This window comes from Pseudomonas sp. R4-35-07 (assembly GCF_003852235.1).
GTDB lineage: Bacteria > Pseudomonadota > Gammaproteobacteria > Pseudomonadales > Pseudomonadaceae > Aquipseudomonas.
Map to the genome: position 1 here is coordinate 670,965 of NZ_CP027732.1, position 17,833 is coordinate 688,797.

Genomic DNA, 17,833 nt, shown 5'->3' on the forward strand with positions numbered 1-17,833 from the left:
CGAAGTGAGAGCAAAAATGTGGGAGGGGGCTTGCTCCCGATAGCAGTGCTTCAGTCAGCGAATCTGTAGCTGACCCACCGCTATCGGGAGCAAGCCCCCTCCCACATTCGGCCGGATTTTCAATTCTGAAAAGTTGTTTGTTAGGTCTCATCGGAGTCTGGCAATGGCATTACGCGAAACATGTTTGTGGGAAGACCTCACCCCGAGCCGGCCGGATCGCGCTGCGCTCAAAGGCGAAATCAAGGTGGATGTGTGCGTGATCGGTGCCGGCATCACCGGTTTGTCGGCGGCCATTCACTTGCTGGAACAGGGTAAAAGCGTCGCGGTGCTGGAGGCTCACCGCACCGGCCATGGCGGTTCGGGGCGCAACGTCGGGCTGGTCAACGCCGGTATGTGGATCCCGCCGGACGAGATCGAAGCCGGTTTTGGCGAGGCCGTGGGCAGCCAGCTCAACCGCATGTTGGGCGCCGCGCCGTCGCTGGTGTTCGGCCTGATCGACAAATACGCCATCGATTGCCAACTGCGCCGCGAGGGCACTTTGCACATGGCGCACAACGCCCGTGGCGAGGCGGACTTGCGCAGCCGTGAAGCGCAATGGAGGCGCCGGGGTGCGCCGGTCGAGTTGCTGACCGGGCAGGCATGCGAGCAGGCCACCGGCACCACGAAAATCGCCGCCGCGTTGCTGGACCGACGCGCCGGCACCTTGAACCCGATGGCCTACACCAGCGGCCTGGCGAATGCGGCGGCCGGGTTGGGCGGGCAGTTATTCGATCATTCTCCGGTGACCCAGCTTGAACGCCAGGGCGCAGACTGGCTGGTGCAGACCGCCCAGGGCGCGGTGCGGGCCGCACAGGTGGTGATCGCTTCCAATGCCTACACTGAAGGCGAATGGACCGAGCTGCGCCGCAATTTCTTCCCCGGTTATTACTATCAGGTCGCGTCGGCACCGCTCACCGACGACGCTGCCTCACGCATCCTGCCGGGTGGCCAGGGTTCATGGGACACGCGCCAGGTGCTGAGCAGCATCCGTCGCGATGCCGATGGCCGCCTGTTGCTCGGCAGCCTGGGCAACGGCAACCAGAAGCCGGCCTGGTTCCTCAAGGCGTGGGCCGATCGAGTGCAGCAGCACTACTTTCCGTATCTCAAATCGGTGCAGTGGGAATACACCTGGACCGGCTGCATTGCCTTTACACCCGACCATTTGATGCGTTTGTTTGAGCCGGCGCCTGGGCTGGTGGCGGTCACCGGCTATAACGGTCGCGGGGTGACCACCGGCAGCGTGGTCGGCAAAGCGTTTGCCGACTATTTGTGTCACCAGAATCCCCATGTGCTGCCGATTCCCTTTACACCGATGCAACCGCTGGCGGGCGCAGGCCTGCGCAGTTGCCTGTATGAAGCGGGATTCTCGCTGTATCACGCCGGGCAATGCCTGCGGATCGTGATCTGATCCGCGAAACAGCGCGCGGAGGCCGGCATTTTCTTAGCCGGCTACCCATCTGTATTGGTGCAAGTCGTAGCAATCGCGCACTGTAAATGTGCAGTTCCGTTACGCACTTGGTTACAACTAGCGGAGCGGTCGTTTATCCCTCCGGTTGCAGGTGCCACCGTTCGGGGTTGTACTTTTTTTGCTTGCCGGTTGCACCTGTCGGGGCTAGACGGTTGCACGTCCTGGCGAAAGGACTCGAAACGCCAGCAATAACAATGACACCGTGTCTTTTTGAAGAATAAAAAAGTAATGGCACGCGGCTTGCTCTGAGCTTTCAGTGAAAAGTTTGAATGCAAGTTGTCGTGCCAAAAATCAAAAATATCGGAGCACCACTCATGTCCCAGACGTTTTACAAGAAAGGTTTTCTGGCCCTCGCCGTTGCAGCGGCGCTGGGTGTTTCTACGTTTGTTCAAGCTGATGTGAAAATTGGCGTGGCAGGCCCGATGACGGGCGCCAACGCCGCTTTCGGTGAGCAGTACATGAAGGGTGCCCAGGCGGCAGCCGATGAGGTCAACAAGGCGGGTGGCGTCAACGGCGAGAAGATCGTGCTGGTGGCCGGCGATGACGCCTGCGAGCCAAAACAAGCGGTGGCCGTGGCCAACCGCTTGGCCGACCAGGACAAAGTGATCGGCGTGGTCGGGCACTTCTGCTCCTCCAACACCATCCCGGCCTCCGAGGTGTATGACGAAGCGGGCATCATCGCAATCACCCCCGGCTCCACCAACCCACAGGTGACCGAGCGCGGCCTGGGCGCCATGTTCCGCATGTGCGGGCGTGACGACCAGCAGGGCATCGTCGCCGGCGACTACATCGTCGACGTGCTCAAGGGCAAGAAAGTCGCGGTCATCAACGACAAAGACACCTACGGCAAGGGCCTGGCCGACGCCACCGCTGCCCAGTTGACCAAGCGCGGCGTGAAACCGGTGCTGGAAGAAGGCCTGACCCGTGGCGAGAAAGACTTCAGCGCCCTGGTCACCAAGATCCGCTCCCTGGGCGCCGACGTTGTGTACTTCGGCGGCTTGCACCCGGAAGCCGGCCCGCTGGTTCGCCAGATCCGTGAAGCCGGTTTGAAAGACGTCAAGTTCATGTCCGACGACGGCATCGTAACCGACGAACTGGTGGCGACCGCCGGTGGTGCGCAGTACGTGGACGGCGTCTACATGACCTTCGGCGCCGACCCGCGCCTGCTGCCGGACAGCAAGGCGGTGGTGGAGCAGTTCCGTAAAAACGGCACCGAGCCCGAAGGCTACACCCTGTACGCCTACGCCTCGATCCAGGCCCTGGCCGCCGGCTTCAACGGCGCCAAGTCGAACAAGGGCGAGGACGCGGCCAAGTGGCTGAAGGCTCACCCGGTTAAAACCGTCATGGGCGAAAAGGCCTGGGATACCAAGGGCGACCTGAAAATCTCCGACTATGTGGTTTACCAGTGGGACAAAGACGGTAAATACCACCAGCTGGAAAAGCAGAAGTAAGGCTCTGCACCACAGTCCCAATGTGGGAGGGGGCTTGCTCCCGATAGCGGTGGATCAGGTTCAAATCTATTGACTGGCACACCGCAATCGGGAGCAAGCCTCCTCCCACAAGGGGACTGGGTTGTGATCAAGATCTGTCTTTTCCTCCAGAAGAACCGCACGCCCACCGGTGTGCAGGTTCTCACCGCGTGAGATTGCGTTATGGATGGTATTTTCCTGCAGCAACTGGTCAACGGCCTGACCCTCGGGTCGGTCTATGGCCTGATCGCCATCGGCTACACAATGGTCTATGGCATCATTGGCATGATCAACTTCGCCCACGGCGAGGTTTATATGATTTCCGCTTACCTCGCGGCGATCAGTCTGGCACTGCTGGCTTACTTCGGCATCGAATCCTTCCCGCTGCTCATTCTCGGTACCCTGGTCTTCACCGTCGTCGTCACCGGCGTGTACGGTTGGGTCATCGAACGTGTCGCCTACAAACCGCTGCGTAACTCCACCCGACTGGCTCCGCTGATCAGCGCCATCGGTATCTCGCTGATCCTGCAGAACTACGCGCAGATCGCCCAGGGCGCCAAGCAACAAGGCATTCCCACCCTGCTGGCCGGCGCCTGGCGCGTCGATATCGGCACCGGGTTCGTGCAACTCACCTACACCAAAGTGTTCATCCTCGTGGCGGCATTCGCCGGCATGGCGTTGCTTACCTACATCATCAAATACACCAAGCTCGGCCGCATGTGCCGCGCCACCCAGCAAGACCGCAAGATGGCCTCGATTCTGGGCATCAACACCGACCGTGTGATCTCCTACGTATTCGTCATCGGCGCCGCCATGGCCGCCCTGGCCGGCGTGCTGATCACCCTCAATTATGGCACCTTCGACTTCTATGCCGGCTTCATCATCGGCATCAAGGCGTTTACCGCAGCGGTACTCGGCGGCATCGGCTCCCTGCCTGGGGCGATGCTGGGCGGGATCATCCTCGGTATCTCCGAGTCGCTGTTCTCGGGGTTGATCAACTCCGACTACAAAGACGTGTTCAGTTTCTCCCTGCTGGTGGTGATTCTGATTTTCCGTCCCCAGGGCCTGCTTGGTCGCCCACTCGTGGCGAAGGTGTAAACATGTCTGCTGCCAAATCTATCGATATCAAGAAAAGTGTGGTCGATACGGTCCTCGCCGGGCTGATTTCGCTGATCGTGTTCGGCCCGATCGTCGGCGTGGTGCTCGACGGCTACAGCTTCAACCTGGAACCGGCGCGCGTGGCCACGTTGGTCGCCATCGTGATGGCCGGGCGCTTTGCCCTCAGCCTGTTCCTGCAAACCCCCAAGGGCGTGAAGATCCTGCAGGGTTTCGAAAGCAGCGGCTCCGGCGTGCACGTGCGGGCGCCGGACTACAAGTCGCGGCTGCGCTGGATCATTCCGGCGCTGATCGTGATCGCCATCGTGTTTCCGATCTTTGCCAACAAGTACCTGCTGACCGTGGTGATCCTCGGGCTGATCTACGTATTGCTCGGCCTGGGCCTGAACATCGTGGTGGGTCTGGCCGGTCTGCTCGACCTGGGTTATGTGGCGTTCTACGCCATCGGCGCCTACGGCCTGGCGCTGGGTTACCAATACCTCGGCCTGGGTTTCTGGACGGTGCTGCCGCTGGCCGCCATCGCGGCGGCGTTGGCGGGGTGCATACTCGGCTTTCCGGTATTGCGAATGCATGGTGACTACCTGGCCATCGTGACCCTGGGCTTCGGTGAAATCATTCGCCTGGTGCTCAACAACTGGCTGTCCTTCACCGGTGGCCCGAACGGCATGCCGGTGCCTTCGCCGACCTTCCTCGGCCTGGAGTTCGGCAAGCGTGCCAAGGACGGCGGCATTCCGTTCCACGAGTTCTTCGGCATCGATTACAACCCCAATATCAAGTTCATGTTCATCTACATCGTGCTGTTCCTGGTGGTGCTGGCCGTGCTGTACATCAAGCATCGCCTGACCCGCATGCCGGTCGGGCGTGCCTGGGAAGCCCTGCGCGAAGATGAAATCGCCTGCCGCTCCATGGGCCTGAACCACGTACTGGTCAAGCTCTCGGCGTTCACCATCGGTGCCTCCACGGCCGGCTTGGCCGGGGTGTTCTTTGCCAGCTATCAGGGCTTCGTCAACCCGTCGTCGTTTACCTTCTTCGAGTCGGCGTTGATCCTGGCCATCGTGGTCTTGGGCGGCATGGGCTCGACGGTTGGTGTGGTGATCGCGGCGTTCGTGTTGACCGTTGCCCCGGAACTGCTGCGCAGCTTCTCTGAATACCGCGTGCTGCTGTTTGGCGTGCTGATGGTGGTGATGATGATCTGGCGACCGCGCGGCTTGATCCGCATCAGCCGTACCGGTGTGACACCACGTAAAGGAGTGGCGCCATGAGCAAGGAAGTCGTCCTTTCCGTTGAACACCTGATGATGCACTTCGGTGGCATCAAGGCCTTGAGCGACGTGAGCCTCAAGGTAAAGCGCAATTCTATTTTCGCCCTGATCGGCCCCAACGGCGCCGGCAAGACCACCGTGTTCAACTGCCTCACCGGTTTCTACAAGGCCAGTGGCGGCAAGATCGAACTCAACGTGCGCGGCCAGCAGACCAATGTGATCCAGTTACTGGGTGAGCGCTTCCAGGCCACCGATTTTGTCTCGCCGAAAAGCTTCCTCAGCCGGGTGTACTACAAGATGTTCGGCGGCACCCATTTGGTGAACCGCGCGGGCCTGGCGCGGACCTTCCAGAACATTCGCCTGTTCAAGGAAATGTCGGTGCTGGAAAACCTGCTGGTGGCCCAGCACATGTGGGTCAACCGCAACATGCTCGCCGGTATCCTCAACACCAAGGGCTACCGCAAAGCTGAAAGCGATGCCCTCGACCACGCCTTCTACTGGCTGGAAGTGGTCGACCTGGTGGACTGCGCCAACCGCCTCGCCGGCGAGCTTTCCTACGGCCAGCAGCGCCGCCTGGAAATCGCCCGCGCGATGTGCACGCGGCCGCAGATCATCTGCCTGGATGAACCGGCTGCGGGCCTCAACCCTCAGGAAACCGAAGCCCTCAGCGCGATGATTCGCCTGCTGCGCGACGAACACGACCTCACAGTGGTGCTGATCGAACACGACATGGGCATGGTGATGAGTATTTCCGACCACATCGTGGTGCTCGACCACGGCAACGTGATCGCCGAAGGCGGGCCGGACGCGATCCGCAACGACCCGAAAGTGATCGCCGCCTACCTGGGCGCAGACGAAGAGGAACTCGTATGAACGGGCCTATCCTCGAAATGAAGGACCTGGACGTGTTCTACGGCCCGATCCAGGCCCTGAAAAAAGTCTCGCTGTACATCAACGAAGGCGAAACCGTCAGCCTGATCGGCTCCAATGGCGCGGGCAAATCCACGCTGCTGATGTCGATCTTCGGCCAGCCGCGGGCTGAGTCGGGGCAGATTCTCTACAACGGCGTGGACATTACCCACAAGTCGTCCCACTACATCGCCTCCAACGGCATCGCGCAATCGCCGGAAGGGCGGCGGGTATTCCCCGACATGACCGTCGAGGAAAACCTGCTGATGGGCACCATCCCCATTGGCGACAAGTTCGCGCAGGAAGACATGCAGCGCATGTTCGAGCTGTTTCCACGGCTCAAGGAGCGGCGTAATCAGCGCGCGATGACCATGTCTGGTGGCGAGCAGCAAATGCTCGCCATCGCCCGCGCGCTGATGAGCCGGCCCAAGCTGTTGCTGCTCGATGAGCCCAGCCTGGGCCTGGCGCCGATCGTGGTGAAGCAGATCTTTTCCACCCTGCGCGAGCTGGCCTCCACCGGGATGACCATTTTCCTGGTGGAGCAGAACGCCAACCACGCTCTGCGCTTGTCGGACCGGGCGTATGTGATGGTCAACGGCGAGATTCGCCTGACCGGTACGGGCAAGGAACTGCTGGTGAATGAAGAAGTGCGCAACGCCTACCTGGGCGGTCACTAATCTAAACAACAACGCAGCACCCCTGTGGGAGGGGGCTTGCTCCCGATAGCGGTGTATCAGTATCAGGTGTACTGACTGAGCCACCGCTATCGGGAGCAAGCCCCCTCCCACATTTGTTTTTGGGTGTCTTTCGAAATTGTGGAAAACAAATTCAGCTCCCCTCCAAAGCGCGACATATAGCCGCCGCAAATCCCTGTTTTGTCACAGTTTTGACTTGTCCCCATCCGCTGTGGAACCGGCTGTGGGTAAGGTGGGAGTAGCTGCCTGCAGGCCTCTGAAACCGTGGCTTGCAGCGGTGTGGTTAGTATTTGACCAGCCACTTTTTCGGGAGCCGTCGAGGGGTTTGTCAACCTGTTTAAAGACACAGGTATATGACCGTTGCGTGTCACTCCTGCCTGTGGATAAGTCTGTGACTAAACTCTGGAAAGACTGCCGCAGAGGCCGGAATGACTGGCCTGGAGCCATCGTCTAGATGTTCACCGGGGAAAATACCTACATACGCCTCTGTTCAGGTCAAGCAAAAAACTTTCTAAAACCATCTGCAGGCCTTGTATAACGTGGCTCAAGGCGATTTGCACTTGCCCCCAAAGACTGTGGGCGCAGTTGTGGATAACCTGCGCGTATGTGGCTGTAGGCCTTGATCTGCATAGCTCTGCCCGGCGTGGTTAAAAAATGATCAGATGAGTATGAAAGTGCGCGCATAGCGGTTGCCGCGAAGCCAGCGTAAGGGCATTCTGCTGGCAACTTTTTCCCGTTGCCCGCAAGGAGACCACCATGTCCGACACGCTGTTTATTACTGGCGCCACTTCAGGTTTCGGTGAAGCCTGTGCCCGCCGTTTTGCCGAAGCTGGCTGGAAACTGGTGCTCACCGGCCGGCGTGCCGAGCGCTTGAATGCGCTGGTCGAAGAGCTCTCCAAGCAAACCGAAGTGCATGGCCTGGTGGTGGACGTGCGTGATCGCAAAGGCATGGAAGACGCCATCGCTAATTTGCCGCCATCGTTCGCCACGTTGCGCGGGCTGATCAACAACGCCGGCCTGGCCGTGGGCGCCGACCCTGCGCCCAAGTGCAACCTCGACGATTGGGAAACCATGGTCGACACCAATATCAAAGGGTTGCTGACCACCACCAACCTGCTGCTGCCGCGCCTGATCGCCCATGGCCGTGGTGCCGGGATCATCAACCTGGGTTCCATCGCCGGTAACTACCCTTACCCGGGCAGCCATGTGTATGGCGGGTCCAAAGCGTTCGTGAAGCAGTTCTCGCTGAACCTGCGCTGCGATCTGCAAGGCACCGGTGTGCGGGTGACTAATATCGAGCCGGGCTTGTGCGAGAGCGAATTTTCCCTGGTGCGTTTCGGCGGTGATCAGGCGCGTTATGATGCGACCTACGCGGGCGCCGAGCCGATCCAGCCGCAGGATATTGCCGACACGATCTTCTGGGTGCTGAATACGCCGGCGCACGTGAATATCAACTGCTTGGAGCTGATGCCGGTGAGCCAGACCTGGGCTGGGTTTGCGATTGAGCGTGGGGCCAAGTAAGGCTCAACTGATTGTTCCCACGCTCCGCGTGGGAATACCGCCGGGGACGCTCTGCGTCGCGCTTTGCTGGTGACGCAGAGCGTCACACCATGCATTCCCACGCAGAGCGTGGGAACGATCAAAGGTACACTCCGCTCCTGAAAACCCTCCGCACTGTGCGGTTTAAAGGTTTTGACGGGAGGAAATGTGAGTAACCGAGGTGAGCAGGCACTGCTCAAACAATCGACCATCCTGATGTTCGCAGTCGCGATCGCCGGGATTGTCACGGGCGTGATATCCGGCGCCCAATCCATTCTGTTCGATGGCTTTTTCTCGCTGATCGCCACCGCCATCAAGGTGTTGATGCTGATCACGGCCAAGCTGATCGCCAAGAAAAGCAACGAGCGGTTCCAGTTCGGCTACTGGCACCTGGAGCCCATGGTGCTGTTGATCGAAGGCAGCTTTCTGCTGTTGATCGCCATCTATGCGTTTCTCAACGGCGTGTTCGGCATCATCAATGGCGGGCGCGAGATCGAGTTGGGGCTGGTGATCATTTATGCGGCGGTGTTTACCGTGGTGGAGTTCGCCTACTTCTTCTATGTGCGCTACCGTAATCGCACGCTGAAATCCTCGCTGATCCAGTTCGACAACATCAGCTGGCTGGTGGACGCGATGCTGTCAGTGGGCCTGTTGATCAGCTTTCTGGCGGCACTGCTGCTCAAGTCCCAGGGGTATGGCGAGTGGGCGGTGTATGTCGACCCGCTGATCCTGATCCTGTTGGCCCTGAGCATGCTGGCGCCGGCCTTCAAGATCCTGCGCCCGGCGTTGCGTGAGGTGCTGGGGATCGCCCCGGATCACCTGGACGACACCGTGCGTGAAGTGATGGACGCGGCCAAGGCCAGGCATGGTTTCGATGACTACGTGTCCTATGTGCAAAAGCACGGGCGGGCGCGGTTCATCGAAATCCATGTGGTGTTGCCGGCGGATTACCCGGTGGATAACGTCGCGACCCTCGACAGACTGCGCGAGGAGATATCCACAGGGCTCGGCACGCCGGATGCGGCTCGTTGGCTGACCATCAGTTTTACTGGGGATCGCAAGTGGATTGCGTAGTGGGCCGTTGGACCGAGGTGAGGCTATCGGGGGCAAGCCCCCTCCCACATTTGAATGCATTCACAATCAAAGTGTGGGAGGGGGCTTGCCCCCGATGAGGCCCTGAAGGTCAGCCCTGGTGCTGGATCAGCCCCTGATAGCAGGTCGCCAAGTGATACGGCGTGGTCGAGGGCATGTCCCGTCGGCTCACCGCACCCTGGGCATCCAGGCATTCGTGCCAGCCTTTGTCGTGCAGGAAGTGCTGTTGCAGCGCCAGCAACTGGCGTTGCACCACCGTTTCGCTGCCGGGGCGCAAGGTCAACGCCCGCAGGTATTCAGCCTGCGCCCAGATACGCTGGGTGCCGTCGCGCACCGTGCCATCCACAGACAGCATGCCACTGACCGCACCGCTTAACTTATCCACACCCTTTTGCTCAGCATAGGCAAACGCTCGCGTCAGTGAGGCATGCAGCGCTGTACCGCGCAGCACCTGCGACGACTCGAGCAAAAAGAACCACTCGAACTGATGCCCTGGCTCGAACCAGTTATCCACAGCGCCCAGCGGTTTTTCCATCATCACGCCGTGCTGGCGGTCGATAAAGCGCTTTTGCAGGGCGCCGGCCAAGTCCAGCAATGCTTCACGCGTGAGGGCGTCTTCACGCACCGCCAGTGTGGCGAGAAAGCCTTCGGCCAGGTGCATCAGCGGGTTCTGCAAGGGGCCCGACTTGAGGCTTGACCAGTTGCGCTCCAGCACCGCTTCGTACAGGCCGTCGCCAGTGGCAAAGCGTTCGGCGACCACCGCCAGCGCGGCATTGAGCACCGATTCCACCAACGGTTCACGTACTTTGGCCCAGTAATGGGCGCAGGCAAAGATGATGAAGGCGTGGGTATAGAGGTCTTTGCGTTTATCCAGCGGCTGCCCGGCCGGGTCGATGCTGTAGAACCAGCCGCCGTGTTCGGCGTCGTGGAAGTGCCGTTGCAAGGAGCGGAACAGGGTGGCGGCGCGTTCCTCGGCAAAGGCTGCACCGGGTTCGCCGATCAGGCTGGCGAACAGGTACAACTGCCGGGCGCAGGCCATGGCGCGGTAGCGTTGTGGAGGCAACGGCTGGTGATCGGCGTCCAGTGCCTCGTAAGGCAACGCCAGGTCGGCATTCCAGCCCGGGCCCTGCCAGAGCGGCACGATCAGGTCGTGGAAGTGCGTGAGCACTGAATTCAAAAGAGGTTGGGGCATCGGCTGGCGTCGTCACGGCAGGGGTGTGGCGCGCATGGTATCAGGCTGATCGTTCCCACGCTCTGCGTGGGAATGGTTTCATGACGCTCCGCGTCATGCGTAGGAACGCGGAGCGTCCCCGGCGGCATTCCCACGCGGAGCGTGGGAACGATCTATCAGCCCGCCAGCAACCAGACCCCAGTTGCAGCGGAAGCAGCCCCGGCCACCCGCACCAACGGTGCCGCCGCCGCTGGCAGCAAACGTACCACCGCATAGCCCGCCGCGTGCAGCGCCGCAGTTGCGCCGACAAACCCCGCCGCATACGCCCAGGGGCTGGACATGTCCGGTAACTCCAAGCCATGGGCCACGCCGTGAAACAGGGCAAACAACGCCGTCACACCCACCGCCACGAACAACGGCGGCCGTACCGCCAGCGCCACCGCCAGGCCCAGCGCCAGCACCGACGCAGCAATCCCGCTTTCCAGCGCCGGCAATTGCAGGCCTTCAAACCCCAGCATGCCGCCAATCAACATGGTGCCGACGAAGGCGCAAGGCAGGGCCCAGCGTGCATTGCCTTTTTGCTGCGCCGCCCACAGCCCGACCGCAACCATGGCCAGCAAGTGATCGAGACCGCCCAGCGGGTGGCTGATGCCGGCAACCAGGCCATTGTCGCCGTGACCCGGGTGAGCAAACGCGAGGGCGGGGGCCAGCAGCAACGCGGCGGCGGCGAACAGTTTCTTGAGGTTCATATACAGGCTCCGTAGGGGGATCAGGCAGCGGTCAGCAGGCCTTGGCGTTCGATAAAGGCGACGATTTCATCCAGGCCGACGCCGGTTTTCTGGTTGCTGAACACAAAAGGTTTGCCATTGCGCATGCGTTGAGTGTCGCTGTTCATCAACTCCAGCGAGGCACCCACCAGCGGCGCGAGGTCGATCTTGTTGATCACCAGCAGGTCGGATTTGCAAATACCGGGCCCGCCCTTGCGCGGGAGTTTGTCGCCGGCGGACACATCGATCACATAGATGGTCAGGTCTGACAGCTCGGGGCTGAATGTCGCCGACAGGTTGTCGCCGCCGGACTCCACCAGAATCAGGTCCAGGCCGGGAAAACGCCGGTTGAGTTGGTCCACCGCCTCCAGGTTGATCGAGGCATCTTCGCGGATGGCGGTGTGCGGGCAGCCGCCGGTTTCCACGCCGATGATGCGCTCCGGCGCCAGGGCCTGGTTGCGCACCAGGAAATCGGCGTCTTCGCGGGTGTAGATGTCGTTGGTGACCACCGCCAGGTTGTAGCGGTCGCGTAGCGCCAGGCACAGGGCCAGGGTCAGGGCCGTCTTGCCGGAGCCTACCGGGCCGCCGATGCCGACGCGCAGGGGTTGTGTGTTCATGTCAGGTTCTCCAAAAACAGTCTCAGGAACGGAACAGGCGGCTGTACTGGCGTTCATGAGCCATGCACGCCAAAGACAGGCCAAAGGCGGCGCTGCCCAGATGATCGGGTTCGATGCGGTCGGCCTCCTGCTGTGCCTGTTGCAGCAGCGGCAGCAGCTCGCTGGTCAGGCGCTGCGCGGCTTGCTGGCCCAGGGGCAGGGTTTTCATCAGCACGGCCAGTTGATTTTCCAGCCAGCTCCATAGCCAGGCGGCGAGCGCGTCGTCGGGGCTGATGGCCCAGGCCCGCGCGGCCAGCGCCCAGCCAAGGGCGAGATGGGGTTCAGGGTGTTGGGCAAGAAAGTCACGGGCGGCGGCGTCCAGTTCCGGCAAGCCATTGAGCAGTTGCTGCAGGGAGTAACCCATCTGCCGGCTCTCCTGATACAGCTCGCGGGTTTCGCGGCTGGCACGGTGTTCTTCACACAGCTGCGCCAGGCGTGGCCACGCCTGTTCAGTGGCCGCGCGGCAATGGGCGAGCAGCAACGGCGCTTCGAAACGCGCGAGGTTGAGCAGCAATTGATCGCTGATCCAGCGCCGCGCGCTGGCGGCATTGTTGACGCGGCCGTTGTCCACGGCCATTTCCAGTCCCTGGGAATAGCTGTAGCCACCAATCGGCAACTGCGGACTGGCCAGGCGCAACAGCGCCCAGGCTGGGTTCATAGACGCACGCCGAACTGATGCAGTTTGGGCGCATAGTTGAAGGCTTCATCGCCATGCCGCGAATGATGATGGCCACCGCCGTAGGCCCCGTGTTCAGGCTGGAAGGGCGCCTCAATGGTGTGCACGTCGGCGCCCAGCTGCTCAAGCATGGCCTTGAGCACGTAGTCATCGAGCAGGCGCAGCCAGCCATCGCCGACCTGCAGGGCCACATGGCGGTTGCCAAGGTGATAGGCGGCGCGGGTCAGTTCAAACGCGTTGCGGCAGGTGACATGCAGCAGTTGTTCAGGGCGCGCGCAGACACGTACGACGCGTCCGTCTTCAGCTTGTAGGAATTCGCCATCATGCAGCGGCGGTTGCCCACGCTCCAGAAACAGGCCGACGTCTTCACCCTCGGCACTGAAACAGCGCAGGCGGCTTTTGCTGCGGGCTTCGAAGTTCAGCAGCAGTTCGGCGGCCCAGAGGGCTTGCGGGGCGATTCGGCGGTGGATCACCAGCATCAGAAAGCTTCCGGCTATGAGCGATAAGGGAGCTAGAGCAAGGGGCTTGCCAACCCGGCAAGCGCGTAGGAATTTCCTGTCAGCAGGGCGCTAGCGCCACAAGGCAGGGCACTCGCCGAGTGCATCTGTGTTGCGATTTGGTGCGCTTAAGCTGGTTTTAGCACCGAAAAAGGGCATTTTGCGTGGTGAACGGTCGTGTGTTGCATGAAACTTCTTTCATCCAATTCTTCGTTGCGTTTTTAAGGATTTATCCCACAAGGCTACGGGAATCGGCCTTCGCGGAGTTACATGGGGGTTGTTTAAGATTCGCGCCGTGTTTAATTCACTGCGATGTTCATCATGTTCAAGTCACTTATCTGTTCCGTCATTGTCAGCCTGTCGTGCCTTGTCTCGTCAGCCTCGGCCACTCTTCAACAGCCGCCCACCTTTGTTTCCAAGCCCGCATCGTCCTCGGTCGACGATGTGATCGACCGGGCCCATCAATTGCTCGGCACACCCTACAAGTGGGGCGGTACGTCTACCGAGCAAGGGTTCGATTGCAGCAGTTTCCTGGTCTATCTGTTCAAGACCGAAGCGAATATTCAGCTTCCGCGCACCACGGCTGCGATGCACCGTTCCACCGCCGCGACCATCAAGCGCACTGCGTTGAAGCCGGGCGACGCGGTCTTTTTCAAAGGCAACGGGCAGGGGCGGGTGAGTCACGTCGGGCTGTATATCGGCGAAGGCAAATTCATCCATTCACCGCGTACCGGCAAAAATGTGCGTATCGATTCGTTGAGCAATACCTATTGGAGCAAGAACTACACCACGGCCAAGCGCTTTCATACGGCCGGCTGAGGCATTACTCGGTGCTGCCCAGGCCTTGCCAATGCTTGAGGCCGATAAAGATGAAGCGCAATTGCTGGGTGATCTTCGCCTGGGGCGTGAGATGGGCAGGCAACGCGTGGGCGGGTGGGTCGATGATGTCGGGCAGGGTGGCGAACACGCTTTTGACGATGAGGTCAGCCATTACGTGCAAACCTTCGGCATCCAGGTGTTGCAGCTTGGGCATCAGCGTGAGGTCGGCCGCCAGGTCGCGGGTGATGTCTTCGCGCAGGGCGCCGATGGCTTGGCGCACTGCCAGGCAACCGCCATATTGTTCGCGGGCCAGGAACAGGAATTGGGAACGGTTGGCCGAGACCACATCGAGAAAGATCCGCACGGACGCATCGATGATCCCGCCCATCACGAATTCATTGTGGCGCACCAGTCGAATCGTGGCGCGGAAGGTCTGGCCGACTTCACTGACCAATACGAGCCCAAGCTCGTCCATGTCGGCGAAATGGCGATAGAACCCGGTGGGTACGATACCCGCGGCCTTCGCCACTTCGCGCAGGCTCAGGCTGCCAAACCCACGGCCACACTCCATCAGATGGCGGGCAGCGTCCATCAAGGCGAGGCGGGTCTGTTGCTTCTGTTCGGCGCGGGGCAGCATGAGCGGATGGGCTTTGTCGGCGAGTACAGCGACGCACTCTAGCAAAACCGCTTTGCCGGCGTCGAACTTGGCGGGGGCGAGACGTGACGCGGTCTATATAAAAGCGAAAGCCCGATCGACAGACCGGGCTTTTTTATGGGCCACCATGGGCTTAGCTCTGTGCTTGATGCAGTTCTTCCAGACGGTCGGCACCGCCTTCAGCAAGACCTTGGGTGTAGGCGCGATCATTGGCTTGTTCAGCACCGCCTTCTACCAGACCTTTTTCTTGCAGGCGGTCGTTGCCACCTTCGGTCAGGCCTTCGGTGTAGGCGCGTTTGTTGGCCTGTTCCGAACCGTTTTCAGCGACAGCGCCTTTGGCGTAGTCACGGTTTTCGTCTTCTTGCGAACCGCTGCGCGCCAGGGTCTGGCTGGACTGCACGGCTTGAGCTTTGTTCTGTGGGGTGGCCTGTTCGGCGGCTGGCAGGGCAAAGGCACTGGAAGCCAGGATGGATAACAGGACGGTAGCGAGTACTTGGCGTTTCATGAGGGTTGCTCCTTGGGAGGGCGATAAAGTGGGTACAGGGCTAATGCTACTCTTGATAAGTCGATATAAAAGTTCATAAAGACAATGGTAATAATCAACAGAATTGATTGTTCCCACGAGAGGCTCTAGAACGCGCCTCTCAAGCACGCGGTTTTGCACCGGGGTGGGTATTTTCGACACGAACCTGGGTAACAATGGTGCGTCGTTGATGATCAACCTTGTCTGTTTGATCAGGAAAATCGCTTTTTTCGGCTAAATCGGCCGTTGCGTTAAACCCCCCGGGCACTTTGCCAGTCGTAGTCCTATAAGCTGTGTCAAAGGCTGTTGCCCAGCCAGTCGTATTCAGGAGTCCTGTGCAATGACGCGCACTCGAAAAATTGTCGCTTGGAGCTGCGCCAGCTTCGTTCTGTTGATTGCCATCGCGGTATTGGTCCTGGTGTTCTTCGACTGGAACCGCATCAAGCCCCCCCTCAATGCCAAGGTCTCCGAAGAGTTGCACCGCCCGTTCGCCATCAATGGCAACCTGGCGGTGGTGTGGCAGCGTGAGCCCGACGAAGGCGGCTGGCGCGCGTGGGTGCCGTGGCCCCATGTGATTGCCGAAGACCTGAGCCTGGGTAACCCCGACTGGTCCAAGCAGCCGCAGATGGTCACGCTGAAGAAAGTCGAGTTGCGTATTTCGCCATTGACCTTGCTGGCACAACGCGTGGTGATCCCGCGTATCGACCTCACCGAACCGAGCGCCGACCTGCAGCGCCTGGCTGACGGCCGGGCCAACTGGACCTTCAAGTTCGACCCCAAGGACCCCGACGCCGAGCCTTCCAGCTGGGTGGTGGACATCGGCGCCATCGGCTTCGACAAGGGCCACGTCACCCTCGACGACCAGACCCTCAAGACCCGCCTCGATGTGATCATCGACCCGCTGGGCAAACCGATTCCTTTCGGTGAAATCGTCGGTGACGCCGATGCCAAAAAGGTCTTGGAGAAAGGCTCGGCGCCGCAGGACTATGCGTTCGGCCTCAAGGTCAAAGGCCAGTACCATGGCCAGGCGCTCGCCGGCACCGGCAAGATCGGCGGGTTGCTCGCCTTGCAGGACGCGGCCAAGCCTTTCCCGCTGCAGGCCCAGGTTCAGATCGCCGACACCCGCATCGCCCTGGCCGGCACCCTGACCGACCCGCTTAACCTCGGCGCCCTCGACCTGCGCCTGAAGCTGTCGGGCAGCAGCCTCGGCAATCTCTACCCGTTGACTGGCGTGACACTGCCCGATTCGCCGGCGTACTCAACCGACGGTCATTTGATCGCCAAGCTGCACGAAGCCAGCGGCGCTTCATTTCGTTATGAAAACTTCAACGGCAAGATCGGCAACAGCGACATCCACGGCAACCTCGCCTACGTTGCCAGCCAGCCACGGCCCAAGCTCAGCGGCGCGCTGGTATCCAACCAACTGCTGATGGATGACCTGGCACCCTTGATCGGCGCCGACTCCAACGCCAAGCAAAAAGCCCGTGGCGGCGAAAGCAAACAACCGGCCACTAAAGTGTTACCGGTGGAAGAGTTCCGCACCGAGCGCTGGCGCGAGATGGATGCCGACGTGGAATTCACCGGCAAACGCATTGTGCACAGCGCCGACCTGCCTTTCACCGACCTCTATACGCACCTGGTGCTCAATGATGGTGAGCTGAGCCTCGAGCCCCTGCGCTTCGGCGTGGCCGGCGGCAAGCTCGATGCGCAGATCCGCTTGAACGGCCGCACCACGCCGATGGAAGGCCGCGCGAAACTCACGGCGCGTAACTTCAAGCTCAAACAGCTGTTCCCGACCTTTGAGCCGATGAAAACCAGCTTTGGTGAACTCAACGGCGACGCCGATATTGCCGGGCGCGGCAACTCCGTGGCGGCGCTGCTGGGCACGGCCAACGGTGACCTGAAGATGCTGATCAACGACGGCGCCATCAGCCGTGGCCTGATGGAAATCGCCGGCCTTAACGTGGGCAACTACGTGGTGGGGCGCCTGTTTGGCGACAAGGAAGTGAAGATCAACTGCGCGGCGGCGGACTTCGGCATCAAGACCGGTTTGGCGACGACACGCTTGTTTGTGTTCGATACCGAGAACGCGATCATCTACGTCGATGGCACAGCAAATATGGCGACCGAGCAGTTGGACCTGACCATTACGCCGGAGTCCAAGGGCTTTCGTCTGTTCTCCCTGCGCTCGCCGTTATATGTGAACGGGCCGTTCATCAAGCCCAATGCCGGCGTGAAAGCCATCCCCCTGGCGCTGCGCGGCGCGGGCATGGTCGCCCTGGGTGTAATCGCCGGCCCGGCTGCCGGGTTGCTCGCACTGGTCGCCCCAAGTGGCGGCGAGCCGAATGCGTGCGCACCATTGTTGCAACAGATGCGAGAAGGCAAGGCGCCGAAAACCGTGAAGTAATAACCGACTGCACCTGAAACCAAATGTGGGAGGGGGCTTGCTCCCGATTGCGGTGTATCAGCCAATCAATCTTT

The 17,833-nt window shown here is 60.7% G+C and carries 17 protein-coding genes; 10 read left to right on the forward strand and 7 right to left on the reverse strand.

Going from position 1 to position 17,833, the window contains the following annotated elements; translation table 11 throughout:
- Positions 1-163: 163 nt before the first annotated feature.
- The 8 genes from C4J89_RS02830 (at position 164) to C4J89_RS02870 (ending at position 9,570) form a co-directional block, all read left to right on the forward strand.
- Positions 164-1,447: an FAD-binding oxidoreductase gene (locus tag C4J89_RS02830; protein ID WP_124413700.1), complete on the forward strand. Its 1,284-nt coding sequence runs from the start codon at positions 164-166 to the stop codon at positions 1,445-1,447.
- Positions 1,448-1,821: 374 nt separating this feature from the next.
- Positions 1,822-2,958: a branched-chain amino acid ABC transporter substrate-binding protein gene (locus C4J89_RS02835; RefSeq protein ID WP_124361046.1), complete on the forward strand. Its 1,137-nt coding sequence runs from the start codon at positions 1,822-1,824 to the stop codon at positions 2,956-2,958.
- 201 nt (positions 2,959-3,159) lie between these two features.
- Positions 3,160-4,074, forward strand: coding sequence for a branched-chain amino acid ABC transporter permease (locus tag C4J89_RS02840; RefSeq protein WP_048727385.1), 915 nt, complete (start codon positions 3,160-3,162; stop codon positions 4,072-4,074).
- A 2-nt stretch (positions 4,075-4,076) separates the two neighbouring features.
- Positions 4,077-5,354 carry a high-affinity branched-chain amino acid ABC transporter permease LivM gene (livM, locus tag C4J89_RS02845; protein ID WP_124361047.1) on the forward strand — a complete coding sequence of 426 codons (1,278 nt, stop codon included), beginning with the start codon at positions 4,077-4,079 and terminating at the stop codon, positions 5,352-5,354.
- Complete coding sequence (locus C4J89_RS02850) at positions 5,351-6,226, forward strand: ABC transporter ATP-binding protein (RefSeq protein WP_124413701.1); 876 nt, start codon at positions 5,351-5,353, stop codon at positions 6,224-6,226. Before livM ends, C4J89_RS02850 begins: the two co-directional genes overlap by 4 nt.
- Positions 6,223-6,939, forward strand: a complete 717-nt coding sequence (locus tag C4J89_RS02855) for an ABC transporter ATP-binding protein (protein WP_124361049.1) — start codon at positions 6,223-6,225, stop codon at positions 6,937-6,939. The genes C4J89_RS02850 and C4J89_RS02855 overlap by 4 nt, the downstream gene beginning before the upstream one ends.
- Before the next feature lie 774 nt (positions 6,940-7,713).
- Positions 7,714-8,478: an SDR family oxidoreductase gene (locus C4J89_RS02865; protein WP_124413703.1), complete on the forward strand. Its 765-nt coding sequence runs from the start codon at positions 7,714-7,716 to the stop codon at positions 8,476-8,478.
- Positions 8,479-8,664: 186 nt separating this feature from the next.
- Complete coding sequence (locus C4J89_RS02870; RefSeq protein WP_124365650.1) at positions 8,665-9,570, forward strand: cation diffusion facilitator family transporter; 906 nt, start codon at positions 8,665-8,667, stop codon at positions 9,568-9,570.
- A gap of 109 nt (positions 9,571-9,679) precedes the next feature.
- On the opposite strand, the gene C4J89_RS02875 is transcribed toward C4J89_RS02870, so the two are convergent.
- From C4J89_RS02875 to ureE, 5 genes are all read right to left on the reverse strand, one after another.
- Positions 9,680-10,780, reverse strand: coding sequence for an AGE family epimerase/isomerase (locus tag C4J89_RS02875; RefSeq protein WP_124413704.1), 1,101 nt, complete (start codon positions 10,778-10,780; stop codon positions 9,680-9,682).
- Between the two features lie 155 nt (positions 10,781-10,935).
- The gene (locus C4J89_RS02880; protein WP_124413705.1) at positions 10,936-11,508 is read right to left on the reverse strand and encodes a HupE/UreJ family protein; all 573 of its coding nucleotides are present in this window, start codon (positions 11,506-11,508) and stop codon (positions 10,936-10,938) included.
- A gap of 20 nt (positions 11,509-11,528) precedes the next feature.
- Entirely contained in the window at positions 11,529-12,143 is a 615-nt protein-coding gene (gene ureG, locus C4J89_RS02885) for an urease accessory protein UreG (RefSeq protein WP_017849719.1), read from the reverse strand.
- A 22-nt stretch (positions 12,144-12,165) separates the two neighbouring features.
- On the reverse strand, positions 12,166-12,840 hold the full coding sequence (locus C4J89_RS02890) for an urease accessory protein UreF (protein WP_124413706.1): 675 nt from the start codon (positions 12,838-12,840) through the stop codon (positions 12,166-12,168).
- Complete coding sequence (gene ureE, locus C4J89_RS02895; protein ID WP_124365654.1) at positions 12,837-13,337, reverse strand: urease accessory protein UreE; 501 nt, start codon at positions 13,335-13,337, stop codon at positions 12,837-12,839. Before ureE ends, C4J89_RS02890 begins: the two co-directional genes overlap by 4 nt.
- A gap of 339 nt (positions 13,338-13,676) precedes the next feature.
- Here ureE and C4J89_RS02900 point away from each other — a divergent pair, with 339 nt between their 5' ends.
- The gene (locus tag C4J89_RS02900) at positions 13,677-14,174 is read left to right on the forward strand and encodes a C40 family peptidase (protein ID WP_124413707.1); all 498 of its coding nucleotides are present in this window, start codon (positions 13,677-13,679) and stop codon (positions 14,172-14,174) included.
- 4 nt (positions 14,175-14,178) lie between these two features.
- On the opposite strand, the gene C4J89_RS02905 is transcribed toward C4J89_RS02900, so the two are convergent.
- Both C4J89_RS02905 and C4J89_RS02910 read right to left on the reverse strand, forming a co-directional pair.
- Complete coding sequence (locus tag C4J89_RS02905) at positions 14,179-14,811, reverse strand: TetR family transcriptional regulator (protein WP_124361057.1); 633 nt, start codon at positions 14,809-14,811, stop codon at positions 14,179-14,181.
- Positions 14,812-14,962: 151 nt separating this feature from the next.
- Positions 14,963-15,334 carry a hypothetical protein gene (locus tag C4J89_RS02910; RefSeq protein WP_124361058.1) on the reverse strand — a complete coding sequence of 124 codons (372 nt, stop codon included), beginning with the start codon at positions 15,332-15,334 and terminating at the stop codon, positions 14,963-14,965.
- Between the two features lie 358 nt (positions 15,335-15,692).
- On the opposite strand from C4J89_RS02910, the gene C4J89_RS02915 reads away from it, so the two are divergent.
- Complete coding sequence (locus tag C4J89_RS02915) at positions 15,693-17,759, forward strand: AsmA family protein (protein ID WP_124413708.1); 2,067 nt, start codon at positions 15,693-15,695, stop codon at positions 17,757-17,759.
- The last annotated feature ends 74 nt before the right edge of the window (positions 17,760-17,833 follow it).

Excerpts from the sequence above, each read along its gene's own strand:
- C4J89_RS02880 (WP_124413705.1), bottom strand. The coding sequence starts at position 11,508 with ATGAACCTCAAGAAACTGTTCGCCGCCGCCGCGTTGCTGCTGGCCCCC.
- C4J89_RS02875 (WP_124413704.1), bottom strand. The coding sequence starts at position 10,780 with ATGCCCCAACCTCTTTTGAATTCAGTGCTCACGCACTTCCACGACCTG.
- ureG (WP_017849719.1), bottom strand. The coding sequence starts at position 12,143 with ATGAACACACAACCCCTGCGCGTCGGCATCGGCGGCCCGGTAGGCTCC.
- C4J89_RS02865 (WP_124413703.1), top strand. The coding sequence starts at position 7,714 with ATGTCCGACACGCTGTTTATTACTGGCGCCACTTCAGGTTTCGGTGAA.
- C4J89_RS02890 (WP_124413706.1), bottom strand. The coding sequence starts at position 12,840 with ATGAACCCAGCCTGGGCGCTGTTGCGCCTGGCCAGTCCGCAGTTGCCG.
- C4J89_RS02910 (WP_124361058.1), bottom strand. The coding sequence starts at position 15,334 with ATGAAACGCCAAGTACTCGCTACCGTCCTGTTATCCATCCTGGCTTCC.
- C4J89_RS02905 (WP_124361057.1), bottom strand. The coding sequence starts at position 14,811 with ATGCTGCCCCGCGCCGAACAGAAGCAACAGACCCGCCTCGCCTTGATG.
- C4J89_RS02915 (WP_124413708.1), top strand. The coding sequence starts at position 15,693 with ATGACGCGCACTCGAAAAATTGTCGCTTGGAGCTGCGCCAGCTTCGTT.
- livM (WP_124361047.1), top strand. The coding sequence starts at position 4,077 with ATGTCTGCTGCCAAATCTATCGATATCAAGAAAAGTGTGGTCGATACG.
- C4J89_RS02900 (WP_124413707.1), top strand. The coding sequence starts at position 13,677 with ATGTTCAAGTCACTTATCTGTTCCGTCATTGTCAGCCTGTCGTGCCTT.
- ureE (WP_124365654.1), bottom strand. The coding sequence starts at position 13,337 with ATGCTGGTGATCCACCGCCGAATCGCCCCGCAAGCCCTCTGGGCCGCC.
- C4J89_RS02835 (WP_124361046.1), top strand. The coding sequence starts at position 1,822 with ATGTCCCAGACGTTTTACAAGAAAGGTTTTCTGGCCCTCGCCGTTGCA.
- C4J89_RS02855 (WP_124361049.1), top strand. The coding sequence starts at position 6,223 with ATGAACGGGCCTATCCTCGAAATGAAGGACCTGGACGTGTTCTACGGC.
- C4J89_RS02850 (WP_124413701.1), top strand. The coding sequence starts at position 5,351 with ATGAGCAAGGAAGTCGTCCTTTCCGTTGAACACCTGATGATGCACTTC.
- C4J89_RS02830 (WP_124413700.1), top strand. The coding sequence starts at position 164 with ATGGCATTACGCGAAACATGTTTGTGGGAAGACCTCACCCCGAGCCGG.
- C4J89_RS02840 (WP_048727385.1), top strand. The coding sequence starts at position 3,160 with ATGGATGGTATTTTCCTGCAGCAACTGGTCAACGGCCTGACCCTCGGG.